General features: G+C 64.4%; 20 protein-coding genes and 1 riboswitch. Of the genes, 10 read left to right on the forward strand and 10 right to left on the reverse strand.

The window, feature by feature from the left end:
- The first annotated feature begins 94 nt into the window (after positions 1–94).
- A complete protein-coding gene (locus tag AC04SI_RS20450) occupies positions 95–817 on the forward strand; it encodes a YdcF family protein (RefSeq protein ID WP_404283763.1) in 723 nt (240 codons plus the stop codon).
- A gap of 13 nt (positions 818–830) precedes the next feature.
- On the opposite strand, the gene AC04SI_RS20455 is transcribed toward AC04SI_RS20450, so the two are convergent.
- Positions 831–1,466, reverse strand: a complete 636-nt coding sequence (locus tag AC04SI_RS20455) for a pyridoxamine 5'-phosphate oxidase family protein (protein WP_404283762.1) — start codon at positions 1,464–1,466, stop codon at positions 831–833.
- A 111-nt stretch (positions 1,467–1,577) separates the two neighbouring features.
- On the opposite strand from AC04SI_RS20455, the gene AC04SI_RS20460 reads away from it, so the two are divergent.
- Together AC04SI_RS20460 and AC04SI_RS20465 are read left to right on the forward strand one after the other, a co-directional pair.
- The gene (locus AC04SI_RS20460) at positions 1,578–2,483 is read left to right on the forward strand and encodes a LysR family transcriptional regulator (protein WP_404283760.1); all 906 of its coding nucleotides are present in this window, start codon (positions 1,578–1,580) and stop codon (positions 2,481–2,483) included.
- Positions 2,484–2,579: 96 nt separating this feature from the next.
- Positions 2,580–3,380 (forward strand): lysophospholipid acyltransferase family protein, encoded by an 801-nt coding sequence (locus AC04SI_RS20465; RefSeq protein ID WP_404283758.1) that lies wholly within the window; start codon positions 2,580–2,582, stop codon positions 3,378–3,380.
- Positions 3,381–3,405: 25 nt separating this feature from the next.
- Here AC04SI_RS20465 and AC04SI_RS20470 read toward each other — a convergent pair whose 3' ends face one another.
- From AC04SI_RS20470 to AC04SI_RS20480, 3 genes are all read right to left on the reverse strand, one after another.
- On the reverse strand, positions 3,406–4,026 hold the full coding sequence (locus AC04SI_RS20470) for a LysE family translocator (RefSeq protein WP_404283757.1): 621 nt from the start codon (positions 4,024–4,026) through the stop codon (positions 3,406–3,408).
- Between the two features lie 95 nt (positions 4,027–4,121).
- The gene (locus AC04SI_RS20475; RefSeq protein ID WP_404283755.1) at positions 4,122–5,069 is read right to left on the reverse strand and encodes an aldo/keto reductase; all 948 of its coding nucleotides are present in this window, start codon (positions 5,067–5,069) and stop codon (positions 4,122–4,124) included.
- Positions 5,070–5,190: 121 nt separating this feature from the next.
- Positions 5,191–5,727, reverse strand: a complete 537-nt coding sequence (locus AC04SI_RS20480; RefSeq protein WP_404283753.1) for a gamma-glutamylcyclotransferase — start codon at positions 5,725–5,727, stop codon at positions 5,191–5,193.
- A 123-nt stretch (positions 5,728–5,850) separates the two neighbouring features.
- On the opposite strand from AC04SI_RS20480, the gene AC04SI_RS20485 reads away from it, so the two are divergent.
- Both AC04SI_RS20485 and AC04SI_RS20490 read left to right on the forward strand, forming a co-directional pair.
- Entirely contained in the window at positions 5,851–6,849 is a 999-nt protein-coding gene (locus AC04SI_RS20485) for a DUF2125 domain-containing protein (RefSeq protein ID WP_404283752.1), read from the forward strand.
- A 9-nt stretch (positions 6,850–6,858) separates the two neighbouring features.
- A complete protein-coding gene (locus tag AC04SI_RS20490; RefSeq protein ID WP_404283751.1) occupies positions 6,859–7,782 on the forward strand; it encodes a sugar kinase in 924 nt (307 codons plus the stop codon).
- A 153-nt stretch (positions 7,783–7,935) separates the two neighbouring features.
- On the opposite strand, the gene AC04SI_RS20495 is transcribed toward AC04SI_RS20490, so the two are convergent.
- Both AC04SI_RS20495 and hisC read right to left on the reverse strand, forming a co-directional pair.
- On the reverse strand, positions 7,936–8,871 hold the full coding sequence (locus AC04SI_RS20495; RefSeq protein WP_488474786.1) for a prephenate/arogenate dehydrogenase family protein: 936 nt from the start codon (positions 8,869–8,871) through the stop codon (positions 7,936–7,938).
- Positions 8,872–8,877: 6 nt separating this feature from the next.
- Positions 8,878–9,987, reverse strand: a complete 1,110-nt coding sequence (gene hisC / locus AC04SI_RS20500) for a histidinol-phosphate transaminase (protein WP_404283749.1) — start codon at positions 9,985–9,987, stop codon at positions 8,878–8,880.
- 135 nt (positions 9,988–10,122) lie between these two features.
- A riboswitch (SAM riboswitch) is annotated at positions 10,123–10,200 on the forward strand.
- A gap of 77 nt (positions 10,201–10,277) precedes the next feature.
- Here hisC and metX point away from each other — a divergent pair.
- Both metX and metW read left to right on the forward strand, forming a co-directional pair.
- A complete protein-coding gene (metX, locus tag AC04SI_RS20505) occupies positions 10,278–11,447 on the forward strand; it encodes a homoserine O-acetyltransferase MetX (RefSeq protein ID WP_404283747.1) in 1,170 nt (389 codons plus the stop codon).
- A 58-nt stretch (positions 11,448–11,505) separates the two neighbouring features.
- Entirely contained in the window at positions 11,506–12,120 is a 615-nt protein-coding gene (metW, locus tag AC04SI_RS20510; protein ID WP_006200229.1) for a methionine biosynthesis protein MetW, read from the forward strand.
- A gap of 25 nt (positions 12,121–12,145) precedes the next feature.
- On the opposite strand, the gene AC04SI_RS20515 is transcribed toward metW, so the two are convergent.
- Positions 12,146–12,466, reverse strand: a complete 321-nt coding sequence (locus tag AC04SI_RS20515; protein WP_488474787.1) for a DUF1330 domain-containing protein — start codon at positions 12,464–12,466, stop codon at positions 12,146–12,148.
- A gap of 325 nt (positions 12,467–12,791) precedes the next feature.
- Here AC04SI_RS20515 and AC04SI_RS20520 point away from each other — a divergent pair, with 325 nt between their 5' ends.
- Complete coding sequence (locus tag AC04SI_RS20520; protein WP_404283743.1) at positions 12,792–13,727, forward strand: glycosyltransferase family 2 protein; 936 nt, start codon at positions 12,792–12,794, stop codon at positions 13,725–13,727.
- Positions 13,728–13,783: 56 nt separating this feature from the next.
- Here AC04SI_RS20520 and AC04SI_RS20525 read toward each other — a convergent pair whose 3' ends face one another.
- The 3 genes from AC04SI_RS20525 to AC04SI_RS20535 form a co-directional block, all read right to left on the reverse strand.
- A complete protein-coding gene (locus AC04SI_RS20525; RefSeq protein ID WP_404283741.1) occupies positions 13,784–14,584 on the reverse strand; it encodes a DUF1194 domain-containing protein in 801 nt (266 codons plus the stop codon).
- A gap of 83 nt (positions 14,585–14,667) precedes the next feature.
- Entirely contained in the window at positions 14,668–16,494 is a 1,827-nt protein-coding gene (locus tag AC04SI_RS20530; RefSeq protein WP_404283739.1) for an ABC transporter ATP-binding protein/permease, read from the reverse strand.
- Between the two features lie 124 nt (positions 16,495–16,618).
- On the reverse strand, positions 16,619–17,389 hold the full coding sequence (locus AC04SI_RS20535) for a class I SAM-dependent methyltransferase (protein ID WP_192182585.1): 771 nt from the start codon (positions 17,387–17,389) through the stop codon (positions 16,619–16,621).
- 105 nt (positions 17,390–17,494) lie between these two features.
- On the opposite strand from AC04SI_RS20535, the gene gloB reads away from it, so the two are divergent.
- Positions 17,495–18,262, forward strand: coding sequence for a hydroxyacylglutathione hydrolase (gene gloB / locus AC04SI_RS20540; RefSeq protein WP_404283738.1), 768 nt, complete (start codon positions 17,495–17,497; stop codon positions 18,260–18,262).
- Between the two features lie 22 nt (positions 18,263–18,284).
- Complete coding sequence (locus tag AC04SI_RS20545; protein ID WP_404283736.1) at positions 18,285–18,752, forward strand: cupin domain-containing protein; 468 nt, start codon at positions 18,285–18,287, stop codon at positions 18,750–18,752.
- Positions 18,753–18,848 lie beyond the last annotated feature (96 nt).

Raw genomic sequence — 18,848 nt, forward strand, 5'->3', positions numbered from 1 at the left:
AACTTAACCAGGAACGATCACGGGCAGAAAACTGACGTAACGCAATGTGCGCATTTTTTCCTATCAAAGGCCACATTTCAGGATTAACCATAGGATGATGGACGCGAGGGATTCAACCGGAACGGCTGGACAGATGCCAGTGGTTGGTTCCCTTTCGCATGCCCGGGGCTGGCCGAGCCGATTGGCAAGAGCCTTGCGCATCTCCGCTTTCTCCATTCTCGTGTTGGCCGCGTTGTTTACCGGCGGTTTCGGCTGGTTCGCCAGCACAGTCAGCCATATGACCACGCCAGCCAATCCGGCCAAGGCCGACGCCATCATCGTGCTCACCGGCGGGCAGTCTCGCCTCGACGCGGCGATGGACCTGCTTGCCTCCGGCAAGGGCGAGCGTCTGCTGATCAGCGGCGTCCACCCTTCGGCCAGCCGCCGCCAGCTCCAGGCCGCGACCGGCGGCGACAAGGCACTGTTTTCCTGCTGCGTCGACATCGACCGTGCCGCGCTCGACACGATCGGCAACGCCGAGGAGAGCGCCAAATGGGTGGAGAGCCACGCCTACGGTACCGTCATCCTCGTCACCAACAACTACCACATGCCGCGCAGCCTGCTGGAGATGAGCCGGTTGCTGCATGGCGCCAGGCTCGAACCCTACCCGGTGGTCAACACCAATCTCGGCAATGGTGGCTGGCTGACCAAGCCGGAAGCGCTGCGCGTGCTTTTGACCGAGTACAGCAAATATGTGCTGGCGCTGGCCCGCGGCATCGTGCCGGCTCGCCAGACCGGCAGCATCGCGGTGGCGCAAGCCGCGACAGCGCACAACTGAGCGCTGCTGGCGGTCATCTCTCTGCAGCAGCAGTGCCCAAGGCGGCGCGCAGGCCGGCAATCTCCGCTTCAAGACGTTCTATGCGCCGGTCGCGCTCGGCCAGCGCGGCTGCCACGTCGGCCGCCTCGAAGCGCTGCGGAATGTGCTGCGGGCAATTGGCGTCCCAGGCCGCAACGGTGAACAGGATGACCTGCTCGGGGCGCGCCTTGTAATCCCCTGGCATCAGCTTCGCCATCAACTCGACGTCGTCCTCGACGATGCGGGCCGTGCCCCAGATCTTGATGCGTTGCCTGCGGGCGTAGTCGATCAGGAACAGGAAAGCCCGGGAATTGTCGCTCAGATTGCCCTGGGTGATGAATTGCCGGTTGCCGGAGAAGTCGGCAAAGCCGACCGTGCGCTCGTCGAGCACTTTCAGGAACCCGGCCGGCCCGCCGCGATGCTGGATATAGGGTTGGCCCTCGCCATTGGCCGTCGCCAGGAAGATGCTGGTCTGCGCCTCGATGAAGCCGGCAAGGTCGGGGGTGATTTCCGATTGCCAGCCGCCGCGCCCCTCGACGCGGGCATAAGCATCGCGCGAACCCTTGCGGCTCTGGATCGCCTTGACGGTCGGTGTGAAGGCGACGTCGCTGGTGAAGGTGTGGGCATTCATGGGAAACCTCCTCGGGGAACCTGTGGTCATCGCCCACGACAGGTAGAACCTTCCATCTTTCGGATGTAGATGGCATATCTGCAACTCATACTTCCATTTTTCGGGAGAATTATGGATCGTCTCGAGGCCATGTCGCTGTTCGTCGCCGCGGTGGAGACCGGCAGCCTTTCCGCGGCGGGGCGCCGTTTCGGCATCCCGCTGGCGACGGTCAGCCGCAAGGTCTCCGATCTGGAAAGACATCTGAAGACGCGTCTTTTGAACCGGTCGACGCGACGGTTGACGCTGACCGATGCCGGGCAGGCCTATTTGGTCGCATGCCGCCGCATTCTGGACGACCTCGGCGAGACCGAACGCAGCGCCGCCGGCGAATACAGCGTGCCCACCGGCGAACTGATCATCACCGCGCCGATCGTCTTTGGCCGCCTGCATGTCCTGCCGGTCGTCACTGCCTTCCTCGCCGCTTACCCCGAAGTGGCAGTCCGGCTGACGTTCGCCGACCGGATCACCCAGTTGGTCGAGGAGCATATCGACCTTGCCGTGCGCATCGGCGATCTGCCCGTCTCGAGCCTGGTCGCCATTCGCGTCGGTTCGATCCGCCGCGTCGTCTGCGCTAGCCCCGCTTATCTTGCCGCCCACGGCACGCCGCAAACCCCGCAAGACCTTGCGGCGCACAGCTGCATCACCTTCGAGAACCTCTCCGCCCCCGCAGCCTGGACCTTCGTCGCCGGCAAAAGCGAACTTGCCATTCCGGTCCGCTCTCGGCTTCGGGTCAATACGGCGGAAGCCGCGATCGATGCCACTATCGCCGGCGTCGGGGTGACGAAGGTGCTGTCCTACCAGATCGCCGCCGAGGTCCGCTCCGGCACGCTGTGCCCCATCCTGCAGGAGTTCGAGTTGCAGCCATGGCCGGTGAGCCTCGTCCATGCCGGCCAGGGCCTGCTGCCGGTAAAACTGCGCGCATTCCTCGACTTCGCCGCGCCGCGTCTGAAGGAGCGCCTGACGCAGATCATGTGGTAGATGGCGCGCAAGCCCGGGATCATTCCCGGCATCGCGTTTCCTTTTTGCCCGCGCTTGGTGTAACCAACGCACACCTCCTCACCGGGCCCTTCCCGCATGCTCTACATCCGCTCGCTGGCGTTCAACCTCGTCTTCTACGTCAACCTGATCGTCCAGATGGTCCTTTGGACCCCGTATTACTTCCTCTCGCCGCGCCATCGTGCCTGGTTCGTGCCGAAATTCTGGTCAGGCACCTGCATGTGGCTCTACGACAAGATCGCCGGCACCAAGAGCGAGATCACCGGCCTCGAAAACCTGCCCGAGGGCTCGTTCATCCTGGCGCCGAAGCACCAGTCGTTCTGGGACGCGATCGCCTTCTTCCCATTCTTGCAGGACCCGCTCTACATCCTGAAGCGGGAACTGACCTGGATCCCCTTCTTCGGCTGGTACATCATGAAGATGCGCATGATCCCGGTCGATCGCGGCAGCCGCTCAAAGGCGCTGAAGGCGGTGGTCTCCGCGACCAGGGAAGAGATGGCGCGCAATCCGCGCCAGCTGATCATTTATCCCGAAGGCACGCGCCGCGCGCCGGGCGACGAGCCGGCTTACAAATATGGCATCGTCGAGCTCTACACCCAGCTTGGCGTCCCCGTGGTGCCCGTGGCGCATGTTGCTGGCCTCTACTGGCCACGCCGCAAGTTCCTGCGCTACCCCGGCACCGTAAAGGCGCGCTTCCTGCCGCCGATCCCCGCAGGGCTCGACAGGGAAGAGTTCATGGAGCGGCTGATCGGCGAGACGGAAGCTGCCTGCGACCAAATGCTTGTTGAGGCCTCGCGCGCGCCAAACCCGCCGCCGATGCCGCCGACGGCAGTCAAGCGGCTGGCAGAACTCGGCGCGGCGAACAAGGCGAAGGCCTGATCCCCAGCCATCCCGCCCGGTCGGCTCACGGCCACGCCGCCAGTGCTGTGGTCAGCACCAGCGTTGCCGCGAACGCCAGATTGATGATGCGCGAAGCCAGCGGCTGACGCAGGAAGCGGGCGAAGGCCGCCCCGGCGAGAAGCCACAGCGCATGGATGGCGACGATCATCAAGGCCAGGACCGCCAGCCTGGCCGGGATGCCGAGATCCCCGGCTCCCGATGAAGCGCCGGCGAGCACGGCGGCAATCGCCACATAGGCTTTCGGGTTGGCGACGGCGAGCAGGAACCCGCCGAGGAACGTGGGACGGTCAGCGCCACTTTCACGCCCGGTCAGCGGCGGCGCGGTCGCTATTTTGTAGGCAAGGTAGAGGATGTAGGCGGCCGAGGCGATCGCCAGCAGCGGCGCCAGTCCCGGCATCGAGGCAAGCACCGCCATGATGCCGGTGGCCACCACCAGCAGCACCGCGATCGTGCCGATGACGATCCCCGATGCGTAACGGAGCGAATCGCGCAGGCCGAAGGCGGCGCCTACGGCGGTGACGCTGATCGTCGCCGGGCCTGGACTGCCCATGACGACGGTTGCCGCCAGCACCAATGCGAGCAATTGCTGCCACTGCTGCGTATGCGAAAGAACCTCTCCGGCCATCTCGGCTTCCCGCATCTTGCCACGATGCGAAAACGCTATGACAGGCAGCGCGGCGCGTCTTGAACGATCGTGCGTCGGTGAAAGGCCGCCGGCGGCTATGCACTCGCCTCGTCCAGCGCGGCCATATCGTCCACGCCGAGCCTCAGCGAAGCGGCGCGTACCAGGCTGTCCATCTGGGCGAGCGTCGTGGCGCTGGCGATCGGCGCGGTGATGCCCGGCCGGGCCATCACCCAGGCCAACGCCACCTCCGCCTGCGTAGCCGAATGACGCTCGGCCACGGCATCGAGTGCGCTCAGGATGCGCATGCCGCGTGGATTGAGATAGTCCTTGACGCCTCCGCCGCGCTGGCTTTTGCCGAGGTCGGCCTCGCTGCGGTATTTGCCGCTCAGAAACCCCTTGGCGAGACCGTAATAGCTGATGACGCCAATGTCCTCCGCGAGGCAGAGATTGCGCAGCGGACCATCGAAGGATGAGCGGTCGTAGAGATTATAGGCAGGCTGCAGCACTTCGTAGCGCGGCAGGCTGCGCAAGCTTGCCACGTCCAGCGCCGCGCGCAACTGGCCGGCATCGAGGTTGGAGCAGCCGGCATGGCGGATCTTGCCCTTGGCGAGCAGGCTCTGGTAGGCGCCGAGCGTTTCCTCGTAAGGCGTCGCCGGATCCGGCCAATGCGACAGATAGAGGTCGATCACATCGGTCTGCAGCCGCTTCAGCGACTGGTCGACCGCCTTTTCGATATAGGCAGCAGAGAGATCCCGCCTGCCCTGGCCCATGTCCGAGCCGACCTTGGTGATGACGATGACCTCGTCGCGGTTGCCGCGGCTTTTCATCCACTTGCCGATGATGGTTTCGGATTCGCCGCCCTTGTTGCCGGCATGCCAGCGCGAATAGGCGTCCGCCGTATCGATGGCGTTGAGGCCGGCGCCGGCAAAGCGGTCGAGCAAGTCGAAGGACGTCTTTTCGTCGGCGGTCCAGCCAAAGACATTGCCGCCCAGAACCAGCGGCGCGATGGAAAGGTCGGTACGACCGAGACGGCGTTTCTGCAAGATTGGCTCCGTGATGCTGGTATGGGACGGGCGAAAACCCGAGGGTTCGGGGCTGGAGCTAAGCTAGGTCTCGTCATGCCAAGGTCAAAGGCCTGGCTGCTCTTTCCTGCGGGCCAGCGCTTCACAAAGGCGCGAGGCGCCGGGCCACCTCTTCCAGCCAGTGGTCGCTTATGCCCAGCGCCTCCAGATGTTCCAGCGTGCTGAGCAGATAATCCTCGTTCCTGCCGGACTGGCCGACGGCGCCGCGGACAATATCAGCCGCATGCGCCGCGTCGAGCCCGCCGGCATACTGCTCATGCGCGCGGTCGACGATAAAGGCGACCGCGCTCACCGTCTCGCCCCCGCTCGTGCCATTCTTGTCGAGGCGGATATCGAGCTGCCGTTCGAGGTAGACGCTCGTCACCAGTTCGCGCTCCCGCAGATAGGTGAGCACCTCGTCGCGCAGCTCGCCGGGCACGCGAAACGCCAGCCCGACACAGGAGCCGCCACGGTCGAGGCCGAGCACAAGGCCCGGCCGCGCGCGCGTTCCGCGATGCACGAAGGAGTAGACGCAGAGCGACCGGCGGTAGCCGTAAAGGCGGGCGCGCCGCGTTTCGACATGCGCGAATCCCGGTCGCCAGATCAGCGACCCATAGCCAAAAACCCAAAAATCGCCCATATCGCCAAGCCTGATTGCACGAGAGTGACGACACTGCATCGGAATCGGTGCTTTTTCCGTCTATCTGCTTGTTGCGTAAACGACAGTCCACCCGCAACAGGCGGCGTTAATGAAAGCTGCAGCATGACGTCAAGTGACGAGCGCCCGCCGAACTTTCGCCGCCGGCTGTTCTGGCTTTTCGCTTTCATCGCCGTGCTGTTCGCCATCTACAGCGGCGGCTGGTTCTATCTGGCCGACCGCGTCAGGAGCGAAGCCGACAAGGCGGTGGCCGCGCTCAACGGCAACGGCATCGAGGCCGGTTGCTCCAACCTGACCGTCAGCGGCTATCCGTTCAGCTTTGCCGTTTCTTGCGACACCCTGGCCTATGAGGACGACACCAGGAATGTCGCCGCCTCGACCGGCAGCTTCAATGCCGTCGCGCAGATCACCCGGCCTCTGTCGCCGGTCGCCGACCTGCGCGGGCCGCTCAGGACCTCCGTGCCGGGCATGACACCGCTCTGGATCGACTGGGACAGACTGCGGGCAGACGTGAAGCTCTCCTGGCCGCTGCCGCGGCGCATTGCGCTGAAGGCCGAGGGCCTATCCGGCCAGACCGACCCAGCCGACGACACGGATCCCGTCTCGCTGTTCAGCGCCGGGACGGCGGCGGGGCAATTGCAGCCCGATGGCCAGGACATCGCCTACACTGGAAGCGTCGGCGATCTCGAGATCGACGCCAACGCCATCGGCGGCCGCGTACTGCCGGCGCTCGACGGCAGCGGCGAGGCGACGCTAAAGAACGGCGTCGCGCTGATCGGAAAGCAGGTAAAGAGCCTGCGCGGCCAGGCCGTCGACATCGCCAAGCTGGACCTCTCGTCAGGCACGGCGCGCGTTACCGTCTCCGGGCCTCTGTCGGTCGATGCCGAGGGCCTGATCGATGCCGATCTGACGATCAGGCTGAAAGATCCCAAGGCGGTGGCGGCAATCCTCGGCGCCGCCATCCCCGAGCGCAAGAGTGAGATCGAGCAAGGCTTTGCCGGCCTGGCGATGCTCGGCAACGAACCGTCGATGCCGCTCAGGATCGTCAAGGGCAAGGCATCGCTCGGCTTCATTCCGCTGGGCAAGATCAAGCCGGTCGATTAGGAACAACGAATGAGCAGACCGGTAAGGCTCCTGAGCGTTGGCGCGCTGACGCTGGACACCATCCTTCGTCTCGACACGCTGCCCATGCATCAGGGCAAGTTTATCGCCTCCGACGCTGCCCAGATGGCCTCGGGCATGGCTACCAGTGCTGCTTGCGCCGCGCAGCGGCTCGGCGCCGATGTCTCGCTGTGGGCAAGTGCGGGTGACGATGCCGTCGCCGACCAACTCATTGCCGGCATCGAGGCCGAAGGTGTCGACTGCGGCTTTGTCCGGCGCGTCAACGGCGCGCGTTCGGCACTGGCCGCGATCCTGGTCGACGCCCATGGCGAACGCATCATCGTTCCCTTTTACGACCCGAAGGCGCAGGCCGATCCCGAGAAATTGCCCGCCGATCTTTCCGGCTTCGACGCCGTGCTGGTCGACGTGCGCTGGCCGGGCGCCGCCGCACTGGCCCTGACCTCGGCGCGGGCGATGGGCCGTCCGGCGATCCTCGATGCCGACACCGCGCCGCTGGAGGTGCTGGAACAGCTGTTGCCTTTAGCCACGCACATCGTCGCCTCGGAGCCGGCGGCACGCATCGTCTGCGGCCAGGCGCTGGATCCGGAGACCGCCTGCGCCGATCTCGCCAGCCGTACCGATGCCTTTGTCGCGGTTACCGGCGGAGCACAGGGAAGCTGGTGGCATGACCATTCGACCGGCTGCGTGCGCCATGTCGCGGCGCCGAGGATCAAGGCGGTGGACACGCTCGCCGCCGGCGACGTGTTTCACGGCGCCTTTGCCGTCGGCATGGCGGAGGCGATGCCTCCCGAGCAGGCCTTGCGCTTTGCCAGCGCTGCCGCCGCGCTCAAATGCCAGCGCTTCGGCGGTCGGCTGGGCGCGCCGGACCGGGCCGAGACGCTGGCGATGATGGCGGCCCACTGGCCTGCGTCATGATAGCCTCAACCAAGGTCCGTTGAGACTCTGGTCAGGCCGAGCCGAAAATGTTGGTTTCCGAGAACCGGAGCGGAGCGTACTTGAAGTACGTGAGCACCGGAAGCGCAGGAGACCGCCATTTGCAGGCCGGCCTCACCTGAATATCAATTGACCTTACCCCTTGGCCGGGTGCTCAACCGCCTGCCGGCCGAAATCCGGCACGTCGATGTCCTGGCCGGCCTCGATGATCGAGCGGCGCACGGCACGGGTGCGGGTGAACAGGTCGAACAGCTTTTCGCCGTCGCCCCAGCGGATCGCCCGCTGCAGCGAGGCAAGATCCTCCGAGAACCGCGCCAGCATTTCGAGGATGGCGTCCTTGTTGTGCAGGCAGACGTCGCGCCACATTGTCGGGTCGGAGGCGGCGAGACGGGTGAAATCGCGAAAGCCGGAAGCCGAATACTTGATGACTTCGGATTTGGTCACCGACTGCAAATCGTCCGCGGTGCCGACGATGTTGTAGGCGATGATATGAGGCAAATGCGAGACGATGGCCAAAGTCATGTCGTGATGCTGCGGGTCCATCGTATCGATGTTGGAGCCGCAGCGCCGCCAGAACTCCGACAGCTTTTCCAATGCAGCCGGATCAGTACCTGGAACCGGTGTAAAGATGCACCAGCGATTGTCGAAGAGGTCGGCGAAACCGGCGTCCGGCCCGGATTTTTCCGTGCCGGCGAGCGGATGGCCGGGAATGAAATGGACCCCCTCCGGCACATGCGGATGCATCTGCGCGATGACGGAGGCCTTGGTCGAGCCGACATCAGTGAGGATGGCGCCCTTCTTCAGTGCTGGCGCGATTTCTTCGGCGATCGCGCCGGAGGAGCCGACCGGCACCGAGACGATGACCAGATCGGCATCGCGCACCCCTTCCTTCGCATCGGTGGTGTAGGAATCGCCGAGGCCGAGTTCCTGCGCCCGCGCCAGTGTAGTCGGGCTGCGCGTCGCGATGGCGACATGGCCGGCCAGCCCCTCGCGGCGGATGACGCGGGCCAGCGACGAGCCGATCAGGCCGATGCCGACCAGCGCGATTTTTTCGAACAGCGGTGATGTCATGGCGTTCTAGCTTTTCAGGAATGTCGTCAGGGCGTCGATGACGCCGCGATTGGCTTCTTCGGTGCCGATGCTCATGCGCAGTGCATTGGGAAAGCCGTAGCCGGAAACGCGCCGCAAGATGAAGCCGCGCGCCGTAAGATAGTCGTCCGCGGCCGCAGCCGAATGCTTCTTGTCGTCGGGAAAGTGGATCAGCAGGAAATTGCCGACGCTCGGCGTTACCCTGAGCCCGAGCTTTGTCAGTTCCTCGCTCAGCCATGTCAGCCATTTCTCGTTATGCACCACGCTGCGCTCGATATGGCCGCGGTCGCGGATGGCGGCGATGCCGGCCTCGATCGCCGTGGCATTGACGTTGAAGGGGCCGCGAATGCGGTTGATCGCATCGACAATGTGCATCGGACCATACATCCAGCCGATCCGCGCCCCGCCAAGGCCGAGCTTGGAGAAGGTACGGGTCATGACCACGTTCTCGGCGCTGCCCGCCAACTCGATGCCGGCTTCATAGTCGTTGCGGCGCACATATTCGGCGTAAGCCGCGTCGAGCACCAGAAGCACGTTTTTCGGCAGGCTGGCATGCAGGCGCCGCACTTCCTGGAATGGCACATAGGTGCCGGTCGGGTTGTTGGGATTGGCGAGGAACACGATCTTTGTGCGCGGCGTCACCGCCGCCAGTATCGCATCGATGTCGGCGCGCTCGTCGGTTTCCTTGACCGCGACCGGTGTTGCACCGGCCGACTGGATGTAGATCTTGTAGACCATGAAGGCGTGTTCGGTAAAAACAGCTTCATCGCCAGGCGCCAGGTAGGTCTGTGCCAGCAGGCCCAAAATCTCGTCGGAGCCGTTGGAGCAGATGATGTTCGCCGCATTCAGTCCATGCACCTCGGCGATCGCCTCGCGCAGCCGCCTGGCGGTGCCGTCGGGATAGACGTCGAGCTTTGCCGCGACTTCGCGCGCGGCCTCGATCGCCTTCGGCGATGGGCCGAGCGGGTTCTCGTTCGACGACAGTTTGTAGACCTTGGCAACACCGGCCGGCGCCGTGCTCTTGCCTGGCACATAGGCGTCGATGTCCATGATCCCCGCGCGGGGCGTTGGCCGTGCCTGATCCGGTCTCTTGTTCATGTCTAACAAATCCATCGAGATTTCTTCCGCCGGAAGCCGCAGCGGAAATACTAGCCGTGGCCCGGAATGTCGAGAGCCGGCAGTGGCGCGAGTGGCCGGCCGTTGACGGCAAGGCGCGCGAGTTCTAGAAGAATGTGACAGTTCCGTGGTGATTTGGCCGGTCGGCTTGCAGCCACGTTAAACAACTCGCTAAAGGGCCGTTTGCATCCTGTAACCGGCTTTGCGAAGGCATTGCCGGTTTTTTTATTGTCCGCCGCCGGCCGGACGATGCGTACTGCAAGAGCGATATGATGGCCGTTCCGCGCCCTGGAAGAACCAACAACGAGATCGACGCACCGTCGAGCCCGGTGTTGCGGTTCGGCGCCGACAAGCCGCTGAAGCTCGACGCCGGCACGCTTTTGTCGCCGTTCCAGATCGCCTACCAGACCTACGGTACGCTGAACGACGCGCGCTCCAACGCCATCCTCGTCTGTCATGCGCTGACCGGCGACCAGCATGTCGCCAGCACCAATCCGGTGACCGGCAAGCCGGGCTGGTGGGAGGCGCTGATCGGCCCCGGCAGGATCATCGACACCAACCGTTTCTTCGTCATCTGCTCCAACGTCCTCGGCGGCTGCCTAGGTTCCACCGGCCCCGCCTCGACCAATCCGGCCACCGGCAAGCCCTACGGGCTCGACCTGCCGATCATCACCATCCGCGACATGGTGCGGGCACAGCTTATGCTGGTCGACCATTTCGGCATCGAAAAACTGTTTTGCGTGCTCGGCGGCTCGATGGGCGGCATGCAGGTGTTGGAATGGGCCTCGACCTATACCGAGCGCGTCTTCTCGGCGCTGCCGATCGCCACCGGCGCCCGCCATTCCTCGCAGAACATCGCCTTCCACGAGGTCGGTCGGCAAGCCGTGATGGCCGACCCGGACTGGCATGGCGGCAAATATTTCGAGCATGGCAAGCGCCCGGAAAAGGGGCTCGCGGTGGCGCGCATGGCCGCGCACATCACCTATCTGTCGGAAGCAGCACTTCACCGCAAGTTCGGCCGCAATCTGCAGGACCGCGAGGCGCTGACCTTCGGCTTCGACGCCGATTTCCAGATCGAGAGCTACCTGCGCCATCAGGGCATGACTTTCGTCGATCGCTTCGACGCCAACTCCTACCTCTACATGACCCGTTCCATGGATTATTTCGACCTCGCCGCCGACCATGGCGGACGGCTGGCCGATGCTTTTGCCGGAACGAAGACGCGCTTCTGCCTGGTGTCCTTCACGAGCGATTGGCTGTTCCCAACCGAGGAGAGCCGCTCGATCGTGCACGCGCTGAACGCCGCCGGTGCCTCCGTCTCCTTCGTCGAGATCGACACCGACCGCGGCCACGACGCCTTCCTGCTCGAGGAACCGGAACTGTTCGCCGCCATCAACGGCTTCATCGGCTCGGCCGCGCGAGCGCGAGGGCTCAGCGCATGACCCCGAAAAGTTGCAGACTTTTCGGACCGGAATCATGCGCCAGGCAGGAGGCGAAGCCATGAGTGTAAATCGCGCCCAGCGCGTCGACCTCGAAGTCGTCGCCGGTCTCATCCCGGCGCGGTCGCGGGTGCTGGACGTCGGCTCCGGCGACGGCCTGCTGCTCGAATTGCTGCAGGCGACCAAGCAGATCGACGGCCGCGGCCTGGAACTGTCGCAGCGCGGCGTCAACGAATGCGTGGCGCGCGGCCTCAGCGTCATCCAGGGCGACGCCGACACGGACCTCGAATTCTATCCCGACAAGGGTTTTGATTTCGTCGTCCTGTCGCAGACCCTGCAGGCCACCCGCAACCCGAAGCTGGTGCTCGACGAGTTGCTGCGGATTGGCAACCGCGCCATCGTCTCCTTTCCAAATTTCGGCCACTGGCGGGTGCGGCTGTCGCTGTTCGTCAAGGGGCGGATGCCGGTGACCAAGGACCTGCCCTATTCCTGGTACGACACGCCAAACATCCATTTCTGCACCATCCGCGACTTCGTCAATCTGTGCGAGGAGCTCGGCGCCACGGTGGAAAGGGCGACCGCTCTCGACGCCAACGGCCAGAAGATCGGCCTGTCGATGCCGTGGTGGTTCTGGAATTTCTTCGGCCAGCAGGCGGTGTTCCTGCTGAAGCGATGATCTTGGCCAGCTGCCGGCCACGCAGCTATTCCAGAACGTCGGTGGCCTTGTGGGGATGCTCGACGCCGTCGACGAAGATGACGTCGGACTGCGAGTTTTCGGTGCGCAGCGCCAGGATCGCCTGATAGGCGGGCGAGTCATACCACCGGCGTACATGGTCACGGTCGGGGAATTCGATGACGATCAGATGTCCCGGCCAGGTATTCTCGACGACCTCTACCGCACCGCCATGCACCAGGAAGCGGCCGCCGAAGGGTTCCAGCGTGGCGTCGATCTTGTGCAGATATTCGACAATCTCAGGTCCCAATGTGGCCTGGCGCATATGGGCAACGGCGTAAGCGGTCATGGCTGAACTCCTCTTTTGCAACCGCGGCAGTCTTGCCGACATGCGGTAGGCAGGTCGATTACGTGACAGGTAATAGCGGCAGCTATTTCCCTAGGCGGGCAGTTGAATCGACTCTCATTCCTTCCGGATGAGCTTGCCAGCCAGCAGACGGTGTTGCAGTTCAGGCGCGGCTTGTGAAATTCGACGGGCGCACGGCTTGCCTGCCGACAGTCGGGATGACACAGGCTTTTCTTTTTTGTACGGTCGAATCGAACGCAATCCCGGGGTGGTATGGAAGGCGGCCATCAAATCTATCCGCACATCGCAGAACCTGGGGCATAGCCGCATGGGCAAAACCATCGACCCGGCCCCCCTTATCACGGTGATCACGCCGACCCACAATCGTCGCGACCAGGTGGTGCGCGCGGTGGAAAGCGTGCTGGCGCAAAGCCTTACCCAGTTTGAGCACATCGTTGTCGATGACGGCTCGACTGACGCCACGGCCGCGGCCCTTGCCGCCATCCGCGATCCACGGCTGGTCTATGTCGGTGCGAAATGGCGCGGCGCCAACGCTGCCCGCAACGCCGGCATCGAGCGTGCGCGCGCGCCGATCGTGGCCTTCCTTGATTCGGACGATGTCTACCTGCCGGACCGGCTGGAGCGGACGCTGGCGCGTTTCGACGAGAACCCGTCGCTGGAAATCCTCATCAGCTCGTTCGTCTCGGTGAAAGGCGGCCGCAGCACCAAATGCGTCAATCGCGAAGCGTTCCTGACCCGCAGTTCGCTGGAGAAGGCGCTGGTCGGGCAGACGATCTTCATCGCCGGCTCGGCGATTACCGCCCGCCGCGAATCCCTGCTGGCGATCGGCGGTTACGACAGCGACATCGCGCGCATGCAGGATCGCGAATTGCTGCTGCGATTTGCCCGCCGCAGCGGGGCGCTGCTGTCCGAGGACATCGACTGGAAGAAGTATAATTCGGAGAATTCGATCTCCGGCCGCCGCGACGGTTATGTCGAAGCCTACGCAAACCTGATCGACAAACACCCTTACATCGCCGATCGCTATCCCGACGTCCCGCCCTACATGATCGCGCGCCAGATCATCGCCGATGCGATGAAAGGCAGGGTTTCCCAGGCATTCGCCGGCTATCTGGCCAACCGGTCGTCGAAAGCGCTGGGCTACTCGCTGCCGCAGCTGTTGCGCGGCTATGTCGGTGGCCGGCGCTGGCGCCGCGATCTCTACGATGAGTTCCGCGAGAAATACGGCACGCGGCCGGCCTGAACCACCCCGAACCGGAGGTTCGGGAAAGCTCAAGGTTCATCGATCGAGTTCCGGGTTCATCGATCGAGTTCCGGAAAATACGGGTCTGAAAAAAACCGCCGGTCGCGCTCGCCCTGCAGGCAGTCGATGGGAGGCGCGGCGTCGATCCGGACTGTCGTCGCGTTGGCTATGCCGCTCACTTCGAGGATGAGCTTGCGCCGAATGGCGGTCGAAAATTCTGAAGCTGCGTAGATCGGCAGCACGAAGGACCCAGGGCCGCCGGTGACGCATTGCTCATAATAGCTGTCGAGATGGCTGAAGGTCGGCGAAGGGCTGATCAGGATCGGCAGGCCGTTGATGACGATGCCCTTTGCCAGCGCCGCATCGCGCGTCGCGGTGACCGGCGGGCCGATATTGTTGGGGCCGTCGCCTGAAATGTCGATAACGCGCCGCGCGCCAGCGAAGACGGTCTTTTCGAAGAGATCGGCGCCGAAGGCAAGTGCGCCGGAAATCGAGGTGCCGCGAAAGCTGCGGAACGGGCGGGCCGCGATCCTGTCGGCGAAGGCGTTGGCGCTGTCGCTGCCGTCGATGATCTGCCAGGCGAGGATGGCGTCGTCGCGGACGGTGCCCGCCCACTCGAAATAGGTCAGCGCAATGCGCCCGTTCGTGCCCGAACGCACCGCCTTGATGAAATCCGGATGCCTGAGCGCCTCGACATAGCCGGCACGCTGCAGGGCGAACTCCTTCTCGTTCATCGACAGCGAGATGTCGACGGCCAGCACCAGTTCGACATCCACGGCAATCGCGTCGGCCGGCACAGGCAGGGGTGCTGCCTGGGTACAGGCGAAACAGGCAAGCAGGCTGAGCATGTCGAGCATGGCTGCGTGCGTCCGAGTGATGCGGACAATTTTCACCGCGATCGCGGCAAAATAAAGCTTACCGGATTGCGTCTTCGGCGAGCCTACTTCTTCCGCCTTGCGGCGGGCGGCGGCGGCTCGATGGCGCCGGCTCTGACGCGGGCCGGCTTGAGCGCCGATCCGCCGGTATCCTTCACGATCGTCAGCGAGCGCGGGAAGAACTGGTTGTTGTGCTGGCCGCGGCCGATATTGAGGATGGCGGCGTCGGGCAGGCGCCGCGCCAGCATCGACAGCACCTGCCTCAGCGTCGCGCCGTCGAACGTATCCAGCGCCTCATCGATGATCACCCATTTCGGTCGCCTGAGCGCAAGCCTGGCAATAGCCAGCAGACGCTGCTCTTCATCGGCCAGCTCATGCTCCCAGCGCGCCGAGCGGTCGAGCGAGGATGCAAGCCGCTCGAGACCGGCCTCGGCCAGCACCGCCGCGATCTCGGCATCCTCGACCGGTGCCGTGCCATTGGTATGGTTGAGCACCTCGCGCAGCGTGCCGAGCGGGAAATAAGGGGTTCGCGGAACGAAGATCGGCGCCTCGCCGGCCGGCATGCCGATCCGCCCGCTGCCCCATGGCCAGAGGCCGGCAATGGCGCGAAAGAACAGCGTCTTGCCGGCGCGCGGGTCGCCGGTGATCATGACGCGCTCGCCGGGGTGGATCTCGACATGCGGCTCGGCGAGCTTTGTGCACCCATCCGGCGAAGCGACCTCGAGCCGCTCGAAGCTCAGCTTGCCATCCGGGTTTTCGCCGAAGACGATGCGCTTTTCCTTGTCGTGGAGGATGTCGGTTTCGCCAAGCGCGATGCGGAAATCGGCGACGCGCATCAGCGTCGCCCGCCAGTCGGCGATGCCGCCGATGTTGTTGATGAACCAGCGCAGCGAGGAATGCACCTGGTTGAAGGCGCCGACCGCCATCATCAGCCCGCCGAAGCTGATATCGCCGGCGAAATAGACCGGCGACGCGACCAGGATCGGCGCCACCACGGTGATCCAGCCATAGGTGTCGGTGACCCAGGACAGGTTGATCTGCGCGCTGTAGATGCGCTTCATGGCGCCGAGCACCGTGCCAAGATCGAGCTCGAGTTGCCGCCTGGCGTCAGCCTCGCCATGCGCCAGCGCGATGGCGTCGACATTTTCGTTGACGCGAACCATCGAGAACCTGAGTTCCGCCTCGCGCGTGTAGCGATCGCTGTTGAAGCGGATCAGCGGCCGTCCGACCAGCCAGCTCAGCCATGAGGCGATGCCGGCATAGAGGATCGCCGCCCACACCATGTAACCCGGTATCGCTAGCGAACGGCCGCCTATGTGGAAGACGAAGCCCGAGGACAGCGTCCACAAGACACCGATGAAGGACACAAGCAGGATGAAGGACTGCAGCAGGCCGACACCGAGATCGGTCGACAGATCGGACAAATGCGCGGCGTCCTGCTGCATGCGCTGGTCGGGATTGACGCCGATGGCACCCGCATGCGCCAGCCGGAAGGCGCGCGCCGGCCGCATCCATTCATCGATCAGGTCAAGTGTCAGCGCCTGTCGCAGCTTCAGCCGGATCGTCTGGTTGAGCCAGGTCTGGCCGACGTTGAGCACCAGCAACCCGCCGGCAATTTCGGCAAAGACGAGAAGCTGGTGCAGGAAGCCCTGCATGTCGCGCCGCGCCAGCGCATCGTAGAAGGGCTGGTTCCAGCGGTTGAGCAGAACCTGCCCGATCGCGGTCGCGACAATGACGGCCACGATGCCGATCGAGGCCCAGACGAGTGGCTTGCGTACCGGCGAGGTCTTCAGCGCCTGCCGGATCGTCTTCAACTGGTCGCCGAGGCTGCTGGCTTCGACCGACACGGCGGCCTGTCCCGCACCGGCTATGACATCCGCTTGATCCGCCATGCGCGATATCCCTGCATTCGGAAGAGTGGTGGAGCCGATCAGAACCATGACCGGCCATGTTCAGGCGGCGGCACCGCACTCGACAGATAGGGAGTGACAAAGCCCGGGTCCGATCACGAACGCGTCACCCGCCCGGGGAAGCCGCCTCACCGCCGCGCGACCGGCCGAGCCTGGTCGCGCCTTGCGGCGAGAGCACCGGCACGAAGACGCGGCGCGATGCACGCTGGGCGACCGGTACACCCTGATAAAGCCGCTTCTGCGCCTCGACCACGATGACACCGGAAAAAATCGGCCAGAACCGCCGGCCGGCGCGCTCCAGCACATTGTGGAACCGCATCATGAAGCGCCGGGGCGACGGCGGAAAGAACAGCGCGTCGGACCATGCCGCCGGGGTGAAATGCGCCTCGCGCAGCAATTCGGTGAGCTGGCCGCGCGAGAACGGCCGGCCATTGCCGAACGGCGTATGCTCGAAACGCGCCCAGACGCCGCGGCGGTTGGGCACGACGATGACGACGCGGCCGGCTGGCGACAGCACCCGCCAGATCTCGTTCAGCGTCTCGCGCGGGTTCTCGACATGCTCGAGCGAATGGACGAGCAGCATGCGGTCGATGCAGGAATCGACCAGCGGCAATTCCTCGTCGAAGACCAGTGCCGTCGCCGTCGGACCCGTCGCCGGCCAGACCACCGCGCCCTGCGTTGCCGGCATGAAGGCAAAGACGCGCTCGGCATCGGCGCCGAACCGCTCCAGCCACGGCAAGGTGTAGCCGAGGCCGACGAGCCGCTCATTCGGCACCGCGGCCCATATCGAGGACAGCGCCATGGTGATCGAGTGTTCGGCAAGCCGGCCGAGCGTGGTCGAATAGAAGGAACGGAGATCGACGATATCGGAATGCATGGCCGGGACGGTAGCCGCGATATCCGCCGAGTTCAACAAAGCTCAATTCCAGATGACATTGGCCGGCAAGCGCCCTATGTCTGCGGCGACAAATGGAGAGATGCGATGCCGGTCGAAATCGAACAGTTCATGTGCCGCAGCGACAATTTCGGCGTTTTGGTGCACGACCCAAAAAGCGGCCAGACCGCGATCATCGACGCGCCCGAAGAGGCGCCGATCCTGGCCGCGATCCAGCGCACCGGCTGGACGCCGACGATGATCCTGACCACCCACCACCATGTCGATCATGTCGAGGCCAACCTGGCGCTAAAAGAGCGTTTCAAGCTGCGCATCGTCGGCCCGGAAGCGGAACAGGCGAAGATCCCCGGCATCGACGAGACGGTCGAAGAAGGCTCGGTCGTCCATCTCGGCGACGAACGGATCGACGTGATCGCCACGCCCGGCCACACGGCCGGCCATGTCTCCTACCATTTGCCGGCCTCGAAGGTGGCGTTCACCGCCGACACGCTGTTTGCGTTGGGCTGCGGCCGGCTGTTCGAATGCAAGCCGCCGGTGATGTATGACTCGCTGAAGAAGCTGGCGGCACTTCCCGCTGAGACGGTCATCTATTGCGGCCATGAATACACGCTTTCGAATGCCCGCTTCGCGCTGACCGTCGACCCGACCAATTCCGCCCTGAAGGAGCGCGCCGCCCGGATCGAGGCGCTGCGCGCCGACGGCAAGCCGACACTGCCGACGACGATCGGCGAGGAATTGTCGACCAATCCGTTCCTGCGCTGGCACGACCCGGCAATCCGCAAGCATCTCGGCATGGAGAAGGCCACCGACGCCGACGTGTTCGCCGAAATCCGCAAGCGCAAGGACAATTTCTGAGCGCGGTGCTAGCCTGCAGCCGATGACAAGTGCCGCCGAAATCATCGCCACGCTCGGCCTGAAGTCGCATCCGGAAGGCGGCTGGTATGCCGAGACCTTTCGCGATGGCGCGGAAGGCACGCGCGGCCACTCGACCGCGATCTATTTCCTTCTGGAAGAGGGTCAGCTATCGGCCTGGCACCGGGTCAAGGATGCGGCCGAGGTCTGGCATTTCTATGCCGGCGCGCCGCTGGCGCTGTCCATGCAGGAGGAAGGCGGCACCGTCATCGAGCAGGTGCTCGGCACCGCCCTTGCGGCGGGCGAGCGGCCGCAGATCGTGGTGCCCGCCGGCTGGTGGCAATCGGCGCGCAGCCTTGGCGAATGGACGCTGGTCGGCTGCACCGTGGCGCCGGGCTTCGACTTCGCCGCCTTCGAGATGGCCGAACCCGGCTGGCGGCCTAGGACCAATCGACATTCAGGATTCAAAATTGCGTTGATGCATGATTCATAGGCTTCCAGATTCGATCTGGAGGACAATGGATGGTGTCGCGCTACGAACTGAGCCAGCGGCAATGGCAGCGCATCGAAGGTCTTTTGCCCGGAAAGG

It is taken from the genome of Mesorhizobium sp. CNPSo 4689 (assembly GCF_057784325.1).

Excerpts from the sequence above, each read along its gene's own strand:
- AC04SI_RS20495 (WP_488474786.1), bottom strand. The coding sequence starts at position 8,871 with ATGACATCACCGCTGTTCGAAAAAATCGCGCTGGTCGGCATCGGCCTG.
- AC04SI_RS20450 (WP_404283763.1), top strand. The coding sequence starts at position 95 with ATGATGGACGCGAGGGATTCAACCGGAACGGCTGGACAGATGCCAGTG.
- AC04SI_RS20520 (WP_404283743.1), top strand. The coding sequence starts at position 12,792 with ATGGGCAAAACCATCGACCCGGCCCCCCTTATCACGGTGATCACGCCG.
- AC04SI_RS20470 (WP_404283757.1), bottom strand. The coding sequence starts at position 4,026 with ATGGCCGGAGAGGTTCTTTCGCATACGCAGCAGTGGCAGCAATTGCTC.
- AC04SI_RS20490 (WP_404283751.1), top strand. The coding sequence starts at position 6,859 with ATGAGCAGACCGGTAAGGCTCCTGAGCGTTGGCGCGCTGACGCTGGAC.
- AC04SI_RS20545 (WP_404283736.1), top strand. The coding sequence starts at position 18,285 with ATGACAAGTGCCGCCGAAATCATCGCCACGCTCGGCCTGAAGTCGCAT.
- AC04SI_RS20465 (WP_404283758.1), top strand. The coding sequence starts at position 2,580 with ATGCTCTACATCCGCTCGCTGGCGTTCAACCTCGTCTTCTACGTCAAC.
- metW (WP_006200229.1), top strand. The coding sequence starts at position 11,506 with ATGAGTGTAAATCGCGCCCAGCGCGTCGACCTCGAAGTCGTCGCCGGT.
- AC04SI_RS20480 (WP_404283753.1), bottom strand. The coding sequence starts at position 5,727 with ATGGGCGATTTTTGGGTTTTTGGCTATGGGTCGCTGATCTGGCGACCG.
- AC04SI_RS20485 (WP_404283752.1), top strand. The coding sequence starts at position 5,851 with ATGACGTCAAGTGACGAGCGCCCGCCGAACTTTCGCCGCCGGCTGTTC.
- AC04SI_RS20460 (WP_404283760.1), top strand. The coding sequence starts at position 1,578 with ATGGATCGTCTCGAGGCCATGTCGCTGTTCGTCGCCGCGGTGGAGACC.
- AC04SI_RS20530 (WP_404283739.1), bottom strand. The coding sequence starts at position 16,494 with ATGGCGGATCAAGCGGATGTCATAGCCGGTGCGGGACAGGCCGCCGTG.
- AC04SI_RS20515 (WP_488474787.1), bottom strand. The coding sequence starts at position 12,466 with ATGACCGCTTACGCCGTTGCCCATATGCGCCAGGCCACATTGGGACCT.
- gloB (WP_404283738.1), top strand. The coding sequence starts at position 17,495 with ATGCCGGTCGAAATCGAACAGTTCATGTGCCGCAGCGACAATTTCGGC.
- metX (WP_404283747.1), top strand. The coding sequence starts at position 10,278 with ATGGCCGTTCCGCGCCCTGGAAGAACCAACAACGAGATCGACGCACCG.
- AC04SI_RS20535 (WP_192182585.1), bottom strand. The coding sequence starts at position 17,389 with ATGCATTCCGATATCGTCGATCTCCGTTCCTTCTATTCGACCACGCTC.
- AC04SI_RS20455 (WP_404283762.1), bottom strand. The coding sequence starts at position 1,466 with ATGAATGCCCACACCTTCACCAGCGACGTCGCCTTCACACCGACCGTC.
- AC04SI_RS20525 (WP_404283741.1), bottom strand. The coding sequence starts at position 14,584 with ATGCTCGACATGCTCAGCCTGCTTGCCTGTTTCGCCTGTACCCAGGCA.
- hisC (WP_404283749.1), bottom strand. The coding sequence starts at position 9,987 with ATGAACAAGAGACCGGATCAGGCACGGCCAACGCCCCGCGCGGGGATC.